Here is a 13,331-nt window from a genome sequence, read left to right as displayed (position 1 = left end):
AAACCGCTGCCCCTCACAGGGCAGCGGTTTCAGCGGACAGCGGCAGGACTTAGTAGCCCAGCGCGAAGTCTTCTTCTTTCATGTCCATCAGGTTGTTGGCGCCCGACAGCATAGTGGCCACGTGGGTGCGGGTACGCGGCAGGATGCGCTGGAAATAGAAGCGCGCGGTCTGCAGCTTGGCGGTGTAGAACGCCGCATCGCCAGTGCCTTCTGCCAGCTTCTCGGCAGCCAGACGTGCCATGTCGGCCCAGAAGTACGCCAGGCAGGCATAACCGGAGTACATCAGGTAATCCACGGAGGCCGCGCCGACTTCTTCGCGATCTTTCATGGCGGCCATACCGACCTTCATGGTCAGCTCGCCCCATTCCTTGTTCAGTGCAGCCAACGGTGCGACGAATTCCTTGACGGCTTCGTTGCCTTCGTTGTTCTGGCAGAACTTGTGCACGATCTTGGTGAAACCCTTGAGGGCTTCGCCTTGGGTCATTAGCACTTTACGGCCCAGCAGGTCGAGGGCCTGGATACCGGTGGTGCCTTCGTACAGCATCGAAATGCGGCTGTCGCGAACGTTTTGCTCCATGCCCCACTCAGCGATAAAACCGTGGCCGCCGTAGATTTGCACGCCGTGGTTGGCGGCTTCGAAACCAACTTCGGTCATGAAGGCTTTGGCAATCGGCGTCATGAACGCCAGCAGTGCGTCGGCTTTCTTTTTCTCTTCTTCGTCGACGCCGTATTTGACGATGTCGACCTGTTTCGCGGTGAAGTACACCATTGCACGGTTGCCTTCGGCGAAGGCTTTCATGGTCAACAGCATGCGGCGTACGTCAGGGTGGACGATGATCGGGTCTGCGGCTTTGTCCGGCGCTTTCGGGCCAGTCAGCGAACGCATTTGCAAGCGATCGCGAGCGTATTTCAGGCCACCCTGGAAACCGATCTCGGCGTGGGCCAGACCTTGCAGCGCGGTGCCCAGACGTGCGGTGTTCATAAAGGTGAACATGCAGTTCAGGCCTTTGTTCGCCGGGCCGATCAGGTAACCGGTGGCGCCGTCGAAGTTCATCACGCACGTGGCGTTGCCGTGGATGCCCATCTTGTGTTCCAGCGAACCGCAGGTCACTGCGTTGCGTGCACCGACGGTGCCATCAGCATTCGGCATGAACTTGGGAACGATGAACAGCGAGATGCCTTTGGTGCCAGCCGGTGCGTCCGGCAGGCGGGCCAGTACGATGTGGACGATGTTATCGGCCATGTCGTGTTCGCCGGCCGAGATGAAGATCTTGGTGCCGGAGACTTTGTAGGAACCGTCAGCCTGTGGTTCGGCCTTGGTGCGCAGCATGCCCAGGTCGGTACCGCAATGCGGTTCGGTCAGGCACATGGTGCCGGTCCATTCGCCGGAGACCAGTTTGGTCAGATAGGCTTCCTGCTGTTCAGGGGTGCCGTGCTCGGAGATGGTGTTCATTGCGCCGTGCGACAGGCCTGGGTACATGCCCCACGACCAGTTGGCCTCGCCAACCATTTCGCTCACCGCCAGACCCAACGACTCCGGCAGGCCTTGACCGCCATGCGCTACGTCGTGCGCCAGGCTTGGCCAGCCACCTTCGACGAATTGCTTGTACGCCTCTTTGAAGCCGGTCGGGGTTTTCACCCCGGATTCGCTCCACGTGCAACCTTCGAGGTCGCCCACGCGGTTCAGCGGTGCCAGTACCTGCTCACAAAACTTGGCGCCTTCTTCGAGAATGGCGTCAACCATGTCCGGAGTTGCGTCTGCGCAAGCCGGAAGGCTCTGATAGTGCGCTTCGTAGCCGAGCAGTTCGTCACGAACGAAGCGAATATCACGCAAGGGGGCCTTGTAGTCAGGCATAGCGATAAACCTCTGCTGATGTAACCGGGAATGAACGACCGCGTTGATTTGTTGTGACGGTCAAACAGTTGTTTGAAACATACGTTTACGCCGAAATCTTGTCAAGCGGCGTTCTTTTGCCATTTGTCTTCGGTTTTTTTCAAAGGCGCGCGCGGCAAATCGCCACAGACTCGAATGAGTCGCGGGTGCCCTGGAAAAGATTAGTTGAGAGAGAAGGACTTACAACGAAAACGCCGCGACAAGGCGCGGCGTTCACTAGCGAAACGAGAAACGGATCAAGCGAAGGTGTCGATGATTGTCCCGAGCATTTCGTCGGAAGCCTTGGCCACCTTCACGCCCAGCTCTGCCTGGACCTTGCCTTGGGCCATCTCGACGATATTGCTGGCCAGATCCGATTGCTGAGCGCGATCCACTCCGCGCAGACGGTCGACCTGCACTTCGGACGACTGGCTGGTCACCGAACGTTCGATGGTGTTGTTGGCGATCTGGCTGGCAGCCTGATCGACGCGGTTTTGTCCGCTCTGAATCGAGCTCAGACCTGCGTAAAAAGCGGTACTACCGGAGATTTCCATAACAGCTCTCATCCCTGGAAAGGATCAACAGGCGCCATTGAAGCAGAGCCGCCAGAAAAACACCCGTCAAAAACACTAATGGCACAGTGCCTGCCCATAGAAAAAAGCTTAGTCGAGCAGATCCAGTTGCAAATGCTCGGCCACGGCTTCGGCGCTCGGCGCCTTGAGTTTCGGCACGCGGCCCAGGCACGGCGCCGGAATTCGCTCAGCCAGTGTCGCCAGGTTCTCTTCAAGCCGCGAGGTTTTCGGGTCGATGATATTCGCCACCCATCCGGCCAATTGCAGGCCATCCCGAGCAATTGCCTCGGCCGTGAGCAAGGCATGGCTGATGCAACCCAACCGCACGCCGACCACCAGAATCACCGGCAGCTTCAGCGCGATCGCCAGATCCGACAGATTATCCTGATCGGCCAACGGCACTCGCCAGCCGCCGGCACCTTCGATCAAGGTGAAATCGGCATTCATGGCAATAATCCCGCGCATCGGTGCCAACAACGATTGCACGGTCAACGCCACCCCCGCTTCGCGCGCCGCCAGATGCGGGGCGATCGCCGGTTCGAAGGCCAGCGGATTGACCTGTTGATACGTCAGCGGCAACGAACATTCGGCCAGCAGCGCCAGCGCATCGGCGTTGCGCAAACCCTTGGGCGTGACTTCGCACCCGGACGCCACCGGTTTGCCCGCCGCTGTACTCAACCCCACCGAGCGCGCCGCGTGCAGCAAACCGGTGGCGACGGTGGTTTTGCCGACATCGGTGTCGGTGCCGGTGATGAAATAGGCTGCGCTCATACGGGTTTCTCCAACACGGCGTAGACCACCTGATAAGTCGCCGGCAATCCCGACGCCTTGCGGAACCGCTCGTAAGCCTCGACCAGCCCGAGAATCCGCGCGCGCCCGGTCAAACCACCTGGCCGCCCGGGATTAAGATTGTGCGCGCCCAGCGCTTTCAACTCATGGGTCAGGCTGCGCACATCCGGGTAATGCAGCACGTGCGGCTGATTCGCCAAACTCAACGTACGCAGGCCACTGGCTGCGCACGCCCGCTCATATCGAGCAAATTCGCGGAAGCGGTTGACATGCACCAGCCCGTCGACTTGCCGCCAGCTCTCGCGCAGCTCGAACAACGTCCCTGTGCAAAGACTAGCAAATGCAAAAATTCCGCCCGGTTTCAGTACGCGCAACGCCTCGCTGAGCACCGCCTCGAAATCCGCGCACCACTGCACCGCGAGGCTGGAGAAGATCAGATCACAGGTCGAATCCTGCAACGGCAGGCGCTCCGCATCGCCGGCAATGAAGTGCTCGGCGCCGCCCAGCGGCCGCGCGTGGTTGAGCATGCCTTGAGCAATATCCAGCGCCAGCCCCTGGCCTTCGGCAAAACGCGCGGCCAGCGCGCGGGTGAAATAGCCGGTGCCACAGCCCAGATCCAGCCAACGTGCGGGGACGAAATCCAGCGGTAGACGCGCGAGCAACTCTGTACCGACATCACGCTGCAACTCGGCGACGCTGTCATAACTGGCCGCTGCACGTGAAAAAGATGCGGCAACCTGACGCTTGTCGGGCAAGCCGCCAGGCAGCACAAGGGACAAATCAGTCATCGGCGCACTCGTGTAGAAAAGCCTGGATTGCGCCCGCCAGTCCGTGGGGGTCTTCCAGAAGAAACGCATGGCTGGCCTGTTCGATCAGGCCAATTTCGATATCCGGCAACAACGCAAACAAGGCCCCGGCGGCTTCCGCAGGCACCAGACCGTCCTGGCCGGCGAACACGTGCAACTGCGGACCGCGAAACGCTTGCAGCGCCTCGCGAATATCCATCTGCGCGAGCAATTCCAGCCCGGCCATCAATGCGGCAGGCGAGGTGTTTGGCGCCGCGCCGAGCAACAGGCGCGACAGTCCACGCGGATCTTGCGCACCCTGGGCGCACAGCAGCGAAAAGCGTTTGAGAGTCGCGCGCGGGTCGGCCTGGCACCCGGCCAGAAACGCATCGAACGTTTCGCCCGGCATCGCACTCGGCCACTGCTCATGGGCGACAAAACTAGGGTTGCTCGCCAGCGTCAGCACGCCGCAGCAATGCTCGCCACGGCGCGCTGCCAGCTCGGCCGCCAGCATGCCGCCCAGCGACCAGCCGCCAAGCCACACGTTTTGAGGAATACGTTCATCGAGTTCATCGAGCCAGTCCTGCGGGTCACTGGAATCCAGCTCCGGCAACGGCTCGATGCTGACCGTCAGATGCTCGTCCAGCCCTTGCAATGCCGCCGCTAAAGGTTCCATTGGCGAAATGCCAAGCCCCCAACCGGGTAGCAAAATCAGACGATCACGCATGGCTGGACTCCGACGATAGCCGGGCGAAGCAGTCGGCCAGTCCTTCTAACAATAGCTGTACCTGCGCCTCGCTGTGGGCGGCGGTCAGGGTCACGCGCAGCCGCGCGCTGCCGGCGGGCACGGTCGGCGGGCGGATTGCCGTGACCATCAACCCGCGCTCGCGCAGCATCTGCGACAGGCGCACTGCACGCCCGGCATCGCCAATCAGGATCGGCTGAATCGGCGTGAAGCTGTCCATCAATTGCAGACCGATCTGCTCGGCGCCGTGGCGGAACTGGCGGATCAACGTCTGCAGATGTTCGCGACGCCAGTGTTCGCTGCGCAACAGCTCGAGGCTTTTCAGCGTCGCGCAGGCCAACGCCGGTGGCTGGCTGGTGGTGTAGATGTACGGGCGGGCGAACTGGATCAGCGTTTCGATCAGTTCTTCGCTGCCGGCGACAAAGGCGCCTGCCGTACCGAAGGCTTTGCCGAGGGTGCCGACCAGTACCGGCACGTCTTCCTGGCTGAGGCCGAAATGCTCGACGATGCCTGCGCCCGTCGCGCCGAGCGGGCCGAAACCGTGGGCGTCATCGACCATCAACCAGGCACCCTTGGCCTTGGCTTCTCGGGCCAATGCCGGCAGATCGGCGATATCGCCGTCCATGCTGAACACGCCATCGGTGACCACCAGGGTATTGCCGGTAGCTTTCTCCAGACGATTGGCCAGGCTTTGCGCGTCGTTATGCAGATAGCGATTGAAGCGCGCACCCGACAACAGACCGGCATCCAGCAGCGAAGCATGATTGAGCCGGTCCTCGAGCACTGTATCGCCCTGCCCGACCAGCGCTGTGACTGCGCCAAGATTGGCCATGTAACCGGTGGTGAACAACAGCGCACGCGGCCGGCCGGTCAGGTCCGCCAGCGCTTCTTCGAGTGCGTGATGCGGGCCGCTGTGGCCGATCACCAGGTGCGAGGCGCCACCGCCGACGCCCCAACGCTCGGCCCCGGCGCGCCAGGCTTCGATCACTTGCGGGTGATTGGCCAGGCCCAGGTAATCGTTGTTGCAGAAGGCCAGCAACGGTTTACCGTCGACCACCACTTGCGGCCCCTGCGGGGATTCAAGCAGCGGGCGCTGGCGGTAGAGGTTTTCGGCACGACGGGCGGCAAGGCGTGCGGCGAGATCGAAAGACATGCAGGCCTCGAAAAAATCAGAACACATGAATCCAGATAGACACGGCACCTGTGGGAGCGGGCTTGCCAGCGATGAGGGCTGCGCATTCAGCATCCATGTCGACAGTCAGTCCGCTATCGCTGGCAAGCCAGCTCCCACAGGTGCTTGCATCGCTTCAAAATCAGACGGCAGCGTTATAGAACTGCTCGCTGCTCTTCTGCTCCACCAATGCCTGCTCGATCGCCGCCTGATGGACTTCATCGGCATGTTCTTCGCGCGCTTCCGGCTGGATGCCCAGGCGGGCGAACAGCTGCATGTCCTTGTCCGCCTGCGGGTTGGCGGTGGTGAGCAGCTTGTCGCCGTAGAAAATCGAGTTGGCGCCGGCGAAAAACGCCAGCGCCTGCATCTGCTCGTTCATCGCTTCGCGACCGGCCGACAGGCGTACGTGGGATTGCGGCATGAGGATGCGCGCCACGGCGAGCATGCGGATGAAATCGAACGGATCGATGTCTTCGGCATTTTCCAGCGGGGTGCCGGCGACCTTGACCAGCATGTTGATCGGCACCGATTCCGGATGCTCTGGCAGGTTGGCCAGTTGAATCAGCAGATTGGCGCGGTCATCCAGCGACTCGCCCATGCCGAGAATGCCGCCGGAGCAGATTTTCATGCCCGACTCACGCACGTAAGCCAGCGTCTGCAGGCGCTCGCTGTAAGTGCGCGTGGTGATGATGCTGCCGTAGAACTCCGGCGAGGTGTCGAGGTTGTGGTTGTAGTAGTCGAGGCCAGCCTTGGCCAGCGCCTCGGTCTGCTCCTGGTCCAGTCGGCCGAGGGTCATGCAGGTTTCGAGGCCCATGGCTTTCACGCCTTCGACCATTTTCAGCACGTAGGGCATGTCTTTCGCCGATGGATGTTTCCACGCGGCGCCCATGCAGAAGCGTGTCGAGCCGATGGCTTTGGCGCGCGCCGCCTCTTCGAGGACTTTCTGCACTTCCATCAGCTTTTCTTTTTCCAGACCGGTGTTGTAGTGACCGGACTGCGGGCAGTACTTGCAGTCTTCCGGGCAGGCGCCGGTCTTGATCGACAGCAGCGTCGAGACTTGAACGCGGTTGGCGTTGAAGTGCGCGCGGTGCACCGTTTGCGCCTGGAACAGCAAGTCGTTGAATGGCTGTACGAAGAGTGCTTTGACTTCGGCCAGAGACCAATCGTGACGCAGGGTGGCGGTGGTGCTCGCGCTCATGGGCAATTCCTTGGTTATGCTTGGCTGGCGCCGGGGAAACGGAATACCCACAGGCGCTACACGGATGTTCGGCATATTTAAGGAAGTGTCATGCGCTGTCAACCACGATACGAAGGACCGGTTTACATCTGTTTAAAAAACGTACAGACCTGCTTGTTGTGTGATGAGCCCGCAGAAGCAGAAATGCCAATCTGCGTGGCCTGCGAAACCGAGTTGCCCTGGCTCGGCAGCCACTGCCAGCGCTGCGCTTTGCCATTGATTGCCGATGGCCTGACCTGCGGAGCATGCCTGCTAGAGCCTCCTGCGTTTACGCAGGTCGCCGCGCCTTGGCTGTATGGCTTCCCAGTGGACAGTCTGATTACGCGCTTTAAACACAACGCAAAATGGCCGTTTGGTCACCTGCTCGCCGATGTTCTCGGGCAATACCTGCAACATCGCTTCGACGAAGATTTGCCCATGCCCGATGCGTTGGTGCCGGTGCCATTGGCGCGTAAACGCTTGCGTCAACGCGGCTTCAACCAGGCGGCAATGCTCGCGCGCTGGCTGAGCAAATCGCTGGATCTGCATTGCGAAGAACAGGTCTTGCGCCGTATCAAGGAGACCGATGCGCAGCAGGATCTCGACGCCAATGCGCGTAAACGTAATTTGCGCAACGCCTTCGATCTGGTGCCAAACGCAGCGGTAAGCGGTCGGCATTTCGCGCTGATCGATGACGTGCTGACCACTGGCGCCACGGCTCAGGCGCTGGCCCGAGTACTGATGAATGCCGGGGCCGCGCGGGTCGATGTGTATTGCCTGGCGCGCACGCCAAAACCCGGAAGCTGAGCTGCTCACAATTCCCTGTAGGAGTGAGCCTGCTCGCGATAGCGGTAGATCAGCCAGCATAGATGTCGCCTTTGATGGCGCCATCGCGAGCAGGCTCACTCCTACAGGTTTTGTGTTCGGCTTGACTCGTGCGTTGCAAATGGCCAACGTCCATCTCGTCGCCCGCGCCAGAAGCGTTCTGATATGTCCCTACCCACGCTCCTCTCCCAACACATCGTGCGCCGTCCGCAGCGCATCGCCCTGTTGCAACACATCGCCGAGCAGGGCTCGATCACCCGCGCGGCGAAAAGCGCGGGCCTGAGTTACAAAGCGGCGTGGGACGCCATCGATGAGTTGAACAACCTCGCACACAAACCGCTGGTCGAACGGGTAATCGGCGGTAAGGGAGGTGGTGGTGCCAAACTGTCCAGCGAAGGCGAACGTGTGCTGCGCCTCTATCAAAAGTTGCAAGCCCTGCAGGCCCAAGTGCTCGAAGCCGCCGAAGATGCCAGTGACCTGGACCTGCTCGGGCGACTAATGCTCAGAACCAGCGCGCGCAATCAGTTGCACGGCAAGGTCGTAGCGATCGGCAGTCAGGGCCGCAACGACCTGATCCGCCTCGAACTGGCCGAAGGCCTGTGCCTGGATGCGCAAATCACTCACGACAGCACCCTGCACCTCGAGCTGCAGATCGGCACGCCAGTGGTTGCGCTGATCAAGGCCGGCTGGCTGGAATTGCTTGGCGGCGAGCAAGTCGCAACGTCGGGACACAATATTCTCGACGGCCTCATCGAGGCGATTCTCGATGCCGAAGACGGCCCCAGCGAAGTGCGAATTTCTTTGCCCAACGGCCACACCCTCTGCGCGCTGGCCGAACCGCCGGAGCTGCGCGAACGCGGCTTGGGGGTCGGTCAGCCGGTGCGTGTGCAGTTTTCGCCGAGCAATGTGCTGATCGGCACCCCGCTCTGAGCGGGCGCTGCAACGAAAGCGTCATCGTTGCTCATTAAGGTGGCTGCCAAAACCATGCAGGGAGCCTGAGATGAGCCTGTTAGAAGAAAACCAATCCACCGATCTGGAAAAAATGGTCGGCCTCAGCCGTCGCGGTTTCATCAGCGCCGGTGCGTTGTGCGGTGCCGCGATGTTTCTGGGCGGCAACCTGCTGAGCCGCAGCGTGATGGCGGCCAGTGTCAGCGCCGGCAACAGCCGTCTGCTCGGTTTCGACAGCATTCCCGCCGCGACCAGCGACGCGATCAGCCTGCCCAAGGGCTACAAGTCTTCGGTGCTGATCAGCTGGGGCCAGCCGCTGCACAAGAACGGCCCGGCCTTCGACCCGAGCGGCAATGGCACCGCGGCCGCACAGGAAGTGCAGTTTGGCGACAACAACGACGGCATGAGCCTGTTCGCCTTCCCGGATGACCGCAACCGCGCGCTGATGGCGATCAACAACGAATACACCAACTATCGCTACCTCTATCCGCACGGCGGCATGCCGCAGTCGGCCGAAGACGTGCGCAAGGCGCTGGCCTGTGAAGGCGTATCGGTGATCGAGGTGCAGCGCAAGAACGGCCAATGGCAGTTCGTTCAGGGCTCGCGCTACAACCGGCGGATTCACGGTAACTCGCCGCTGCGCATCAGCGGCCCGGCCGCCGGTCACGATTTGATGAAGACCACCGCCGACAAGCACGGCAAAAGAGTCCTCGGCACGTTCCAGAACTGCGCCAACGGCAAAACCCCGTGGGGCACGTACCTGACCTGCGAAGAGAACTTCACCGATTGCTTCGGCAGCAGCAATGCCCAGCAGCAATTTGACGCTGCGCAAAAACGCTACGGCGTAACGGCCGCCAGCCGCGAGATCAACTGGCACCCGTACGATCCGCGCTTCGACATGGCCAAGAACCCGAATGAGCTGAACCGTCACGGCTGGGTGGTCGAGATCGATCCTTTCGATCCGCAATCGACCCCGGTCAAACGCACCGCGCTGGGCCGCTTCAAGCACGAAAACGCCGCCCTCGCCGAGACCGACGACGGCCGTGCCGTGGTGTACATGGGCGACGACGAACGTGGCGAGTTCATCTACAAATTCGTCAGCCGCGACCGCATCAATCACCGCAATGCCAAAGCCAACCGCAATATCCTCGATCACGGCACATTGTATGTGGCGAAATTCGATGCCGGTGACGGCAATCCCGATCACCCGAAAGGCCAGGGCCAGTGGATCGAACTGACCCACGGCAAAAACGGCATCGACGCCAGCAGCGGTTTTGCCGACCAGGCCGAAGTACTGATTCATGCACGCCTCGCCGCCAGTGTCGTCGGCGCGACGCGCATGGATCGCCCGGAATGGATCGTCGTCAGCCCCAAGGATGGCCAGGTCTATTGCACCCTGACCAACAACGCCAAACGTGGCGAGGACGGCCAACCGGTGGGCGGCCCGAACCCGCGCGAGAAGAACGTCTACGGACAGATTTTGCGCTGGCGCACCGACCGCGACGATCACGCCTCGAAAACTTTTGCCTGGGATCTGTTCGTGGTCGCCGGCAACCCCGGCGTACATGCCGGTACGCCGAAGGGCGGCTCGTCCAACATCACCCCGCAGAACATGTTCAACAGCCCGGATGGCCTGGGTTTCGACAAGGCCGGCCGCCTGTGGATTCTCACCGACGGCGACTCGAGCAATGCCGGCGACTTCGCCGGGATGGGCAACAACCAGATGCTCTGCGCCGACCCCAAGACCGGTGAGATTCGCCGGTTCATGGTCGGGCCAGTGGGTTGCGAGGTGACGGGGATCAGCTTCTCGCCGGATCAGAAAACCCTGTTTGTCGGGATCCAGCATCCGGGCGAAAACGGTGGTTCGACCTTCCCCGAGCATCTGCCTAACGGCAAGCCACGGTCGTCGGTGATGGCGATTACCCGAGAGGATGGCGGGATCGTCGGCGCCTGATAAACCCTCATCGCTGGCAAGCCAGCTCCCACAAGGTCTTGCGCAAAACCTGTGGGAGCTGGCTTGCCAGCGATGGCATCAGCAAGGACAACAACCAACTTCCCCGCCGTCATCTGCGCTAACATGCCGGGCCGGACGCGGCAGCCTGCTGCGCGCAGGAGTCAGCATGGCCCACCCGTTTGAAACCCTCACACCCGACCTCGTCCTCGATGCCGTTGAAAGTATCGGCTTCCTCAGTGATGCGCGCATTCTGGCGCTCAACAGCTATGAAAACCGTGTCTATCAGGTCGGCATCGAAGACTCCGAACCGCTGATCGCCAAGTTCTACCGTCCGCAGCGCTGGACCAACGAAGCCATCCTCGAAGAGCACCAGTTCACCTTTGAATTGGCTAATGTGGACATCCCGGTGGTGGCGCCGCTGATCCACAACGGCGAAACCCTGCACGAGCATGCCGGTTTCCGCTTCACCCTGTTTCCGCGCCGCGGCGGGCGCGCGCCGGAGCCGGGCAACCTCGATCAGTTGTATCGCCTCGGCCAGTTGCTCGGGCGCATCCACGCGGTGGGCGCGACCAAACCGTTCGAACACCGCGAAGCCCTCGCCGTGCAGAATTTCGGCCACGCTTCGCTGAATACCCTGCTGGAAGGCAATTTCATTCCGAAAAGCCTGCTGCCCGCGTATGAGTCCGTCGCCCGCGACCTGCTCAAGCGCGTCGAAGATGCCTACGCCAATACCCCGCACCAGAACATCCGCATGCACGGTGATTGCCACCCCGGCAACATGATGTGCCGCGACGAAATGTTCCACATCGTCGATCTGGATGACTGCCGCATGGGCCCGGCGGTGCAGGACATCTGGATGATGCTCGCCGGTGATCGTCAGGACTGTCTGGGGCAGTTGTCGGAACTGATGGATGGCTACAACGAATTCCACGATTTCGATCCGCGTGAACTGGCACTGATCGAGCCGCTGCGCGCCCTGCGGTTGATGCATTACAGCGCCTGGCTGGCGCGACGCTGGGACGACCCGGCGTTCCCGCACAGCTTTCCGTGGTTCGGCACCGAGCGTTATTGGGGCGATCAGGTATTGGCGCTGCGCGAGCAACTGGCGGCGCTGAATGAAGAACCGCTGAAGCTCTTCTGATTCACCTCCATCCTCTGTAGGAGTGAGCCTGCTCGCGATAGCGTTTTATCAGGCAACGAAAATGTTGAATGTCAGAGCGCTATCGCGAGCAGGCTCACTCCTACATTTGTTCGGTGTTCACAATTTCCCGACCTATCCGCTAAGGCATCTGCGGACAAATCTCCTTACAATCCCTCCTTTGTCAGCTGCCAAAGCAAGGATTCTGCATGCAAGCCGCCAACCCGCGTCGCGGGTACATTCTGGGCCTGAGTGCCTACATCATCTGGGGTCTGTTCCCGATCTATTTCAAAGCCATCGCCGAAGTGCCGGCGGTCGAGATCATCATCCATCGTGTGCTGTGGTCGGCGTTGTTCGGCGCGCTGTTGTTGATGGTGTGGAAGCACCCGGGCTGGCTGCGCGAATTGCTCGACAACCCCAAGCGTCTGGCGATCCTGGCCTTGAGCGGCACGCTGATCGCGGCCAACTGGCTGACTTATGTGTGGTCGGTGAACAACGGCCGCATGCTCGAAGCGAGCCTCGGTTATTACATCAACCCGTTGATCAACGTGCTGCTGGGCATGGTGATTCTCGGTGAGCGACTGCGGCGCATGCAGTGGCTGGCGGTGGGGCTCGCCGCCGTTGGGGTGGCGCAGCAGGTGTGGCAGGTCGGCAGTCTGCCGTGGGTATCGCTGGCGCTGGCGCTGACCTTCGGTTTCTATGGGCTGATTCGCAAACAGGCACCGGTCAAGGCCTTGCCGGGGCTGGTGGTGGAAACCTGGATGCTGGTGCCGATTGCGATTGCGTGGTTGTTGTTCAACCAGACCGCGACCAGCGTGCAGCCTGAATTCTGGAGCACCTCCCAAGCCTGGTGGCTGGTAGCCGCCGGCCCGGTGACGCTGGTGCCACTGGTGTGTTTCAACGCAGCGACCCGGCATCTGCCTTACACCACCATCGGCTTCCTGCAATACATCGCGCCGACCCTGGTGCTGTTGCAGGCAGTGCTGTTGTTTGGCGAGCATTTGTCGTCGAGCACGCTGGTTGCGTTCATCTTTATCTGGGCGGGCCTGGCGGTATACAGCGTCGATGCGTGGATAAGTTTGCGTCGTCGCAGCTGATCAAAAAACGCACAAACCTCCACAGGCCACGGTTCTCGTGGCCTGTATCGTTCCTTCCCAAGGTTATCCACAGCGTGATCCCCGCCGTTTGTGTGCAAGTCACTGAATACTGGCGGTTTTTTGATCAAACGCCGCAAAGCCACGGCGGGCGTGGCGTGGCGCTCGGTCTCTACAGGTTATCCACAGGCAGGTGCACGTTTAAACTGGATAACCCGCAC

At 61.1% G+C, this 13,331-nt stretch carries 12 protein-coding genes; 5 read left to right on the top strand and 7 right to left on the bottom strand.

Annotation, left to right across the window (positions count from 1 at the left end):
• Window positions 1-49: 49 nt before the first annotated feature.
• From J3P93_RS02805 to bioB, 7 genes are all read right to left on the bottom strand, one after another.
• On the bottom strand, window positions 50-1,855 hold the full coding sequence (locus tag J3P93_RS02805; protein WP_206414581.1) for an acyl-CoA dehydrogenase C-terminal domain-containing protein: 1,806 nt from the start codon (window positions 1,853-1,855) through the stop codon (window positions 50-52).
• 275 nt (window positions 1,856-2,130) lie between these two features.
• Window positions 2,131-2,427, bottom strand: a complete 297-nt coding sequence (locus tag J3P93_RS02800) for a pyrroloquinoline quinone biosynthesis protein PqqE (protein WP_434594968.1) — start codon at window positions 2,425-2,427, stop codon at window positions 2,131-2,133.
• A gap of 108 nt (window positions 2,428-2,535) precedes the next feature.
• Complete coding sequence (gene bioD, locus J3P93_RS02795; RefSeq protein ID WP_434594965.1) at window positions 2,536-3,216, bottom strand: dethiobiotin synthase; 681 nt, start codon at window positions 3,214-3,216, stop codon at window positions 2,536-2,538.
• Window positions 3,213-4,022 carry a malonyl-ACP O-methyltransferase BioC gene (gene bioC / locus J3P93_RS02790; RefSeq protein ID WP_434594963.1) on the bottom strand — a complete coding sequence of 270 codons (810 nt, stop codon included), beginning with the start codon at window positions 4,020-4,022 and terminating at the stop codon, window positions 3,213-3,215. The genes bioD and bioC overlap by 4 nt, the downstream gene beginning before the upstream one ends.
• Window positions 4,015-4,746, bottom strand: coding sequence for an alpha/beta fold hydrolase (locus J3P93_RS02785; RefSeq protein ID WP_434594960.1), 732 nt, complete (start codon window positions 4,744-4,746; stop codon window positions 4,015-4,017). Before J3P93_RS02785 ends, bioC begins: the two co-directional genes overlap by 8 nt.
• Window positions 4,739-5,917 carry an 8-amino-7-oxononanoate synthase gene (bioF, locus tag J3P93_RS02780; protein WP_434594958.1) on the bottom strand — a complete coding sequence of 393 codons (1,179 nt, stop codon included), beginning with the start codon at window positions 5,915-5,917 and terminating at the stop codon, window positions 4,739-4,741. The genes J3P93_RS02785 and bioF overlap by 8 nt, the downstream gene beginning before the upstream one ends.
• Before the next feature lie 160 nt (window positions 5,918-6,077).
• Complete coding sequence (bioB, locus tag J3P93_RS02775; RefSeq protein ID WP_090286921.1) at window positions 6,078-7,133, bottom strand: biotin synthase BioB; 1,056 nt, start codon at window positions 7,131-7,133, stop codon at window positions 6,078-6,080.
• Window positions 7,134-7,223: 90 nt separating this feature from the next.
• On the opposite strand from bioB, the gene J3P93_RS02770 reads away from it, so the two are divergent.
• The 5 genes from J3P93_RS02770 to rarD all read left to right on the top strand — a co-directional run bounded on the left by J3P93_RS02770 (window position 7,224) and on the right by rarD (window position 13,113).
• A complete protein-coding gene (locus J3P93_RS02770; RefSeq protein WP_434594956.1) occupies window positions 7,224-7,958 on the top strand; it encodes a ComF family protein in 735 nt (244 codons plus the stop codon).
• Window positions 7,959-8,141: 183 nt separating this feature from the next.
• A complete protein-coding gene (locus J3P93_RS02765; protein WP_434594953.1) occupies window positions 8,142-8,906 on the top strand; it encodes a TOBE domain-containing protein in 765 nt (254 codons plus the stop codon).
• Window positions 8,907-8,976: 70 nt separating this feature from the next.
• Entirely contained in the window at window positions 8,977-10,878 is a 1,902-nt protein-coding gene (locus tag J3P93_RS02760) for a PhoX family protein (protein WP_434594951.1), read from the top strand.
• 166 nt (window positions 10,879-11,044) lie between these two features.
• Window positions 11,045-12,019 carry a serine/threonine protein kinase gene (locus J3P93_RS02755; protein ID WP_434594948.1) on the top strand — a complete coding sequence of 325 codons (975 nt, stop codon included), beginning with the start codon at window positions 11,045-11,047 and terminating at the stop codon, window positions 12,017-12,019.
• 206 nt (window positions 12,020-12,225) lie between these two features.
• Window positions 12,226-13,113: an EamA family transporter RarD gene (rarD, locus tag J3P93_RS02750; RefSeq protein WP_434594945.1), complete on the top strand. Its 888-nt coding sequence runs from the start codon at window positions 12,226-12,228 to the stop codon at window positions 13,111-13,113.
• The last annotated feature ends 218 nt before the right edge of the window (window positions 13,114-13,331 follow it).

This window comes from Pseudomonas sp. R3-57 (assembly GCF_051132065.1).
Taxonomy (GTDB): domain Bacteria; phylum Pseudomonadota; class Gammaproteobacteria; order Pseudomonadales; family Pseudomonadaceae; genus Aquipseudomonas.
The sequence above is the reverse complement of the archived record's forward strand: the minus strand, read 5'-3'. Positions and strand labels throughout refer to the sequence as shown.

Coding starts and splice junctions, on each gene's coding strand:
- J3P93_RS02805 (WP_206414581.1), bottom strand. CDS start 1,855: ATGCCTGACTACAAGGCCCCCTTGCGTGATATTCGCTTCGTTCGTGAC.
- J3P93_RS02800 (WP_434594968.1), bottom strand. CDS start 2,427: ATGGAAATCTCCGGTAGTACCGCTTTTTACGCAGGTCTGAGCTCGATT.
- bioD (WP_434594965.1), bottom strand. CDS start 3,216: ATGAGCGCAGCCTATTTCATCACCGGCACCGACACCGATGTCGGCAAA.
- bioC (WP_434594963.1), bottom strand. CDS start 4,022: ATGACTGATTTGTCCCTTGTGCTGCCTGGCGGCTTGCCCGACAAGCGT.
- J3P93_RS02785 (WP_434594960.1), bottom strand. CDS start 4,746: ATGCGTGATCGTCTGATTTTGCTACCCGGTTGGGGGCTTGGCATTTCG.
- bioF (WP_434594958.1), bottom strand. CDS start 5,917: ATGTCTTTCGATCTCGCCGCACGCCTTGCCGCCCGTCGTGCCGAAAAC.
- bioB (WP_090286921.1), bottom strand. CDS start 7,133: ATGAGCGCGAGCACCACCGCCACCCTGCGTCACGATTGGTCTCTGGCC.
- J3P93_RS02770 (WP_434594956.1), top strand. CDS start 7,224: ATGCGCTGTCAACCACGATACGAAGGACCGGTTTACATCTGTTTAAAA.
- J3P93_RS02765 (WP_434594953.1), top strand. CDS start 8,142: ATGTCCCTACCCACGCTCCTCTCCCAACACATCGTGCGCCGTCCGCAG.
- J3P93_RS02760 (WP_434594951.1), top strand. CDS start 8,977: ATGAGCCTGTTAGAAGAAAACCAATCCACCGATCTGGAAAAAATGGTC.
- J3P93_RS02755 (WP_434594948.1), top strand. CDS start 11,045: ATGGCCCACCCGTTTGAAACCCTCACACCCGACCTCGTCCTCGATGCC.
- rarD (WP_434594945.1), top strand. CDS start 12,226: ATGCAAGCCGCCAACCCGCGTCGCGGGTACATTCTGGGCCTGAGTGCC.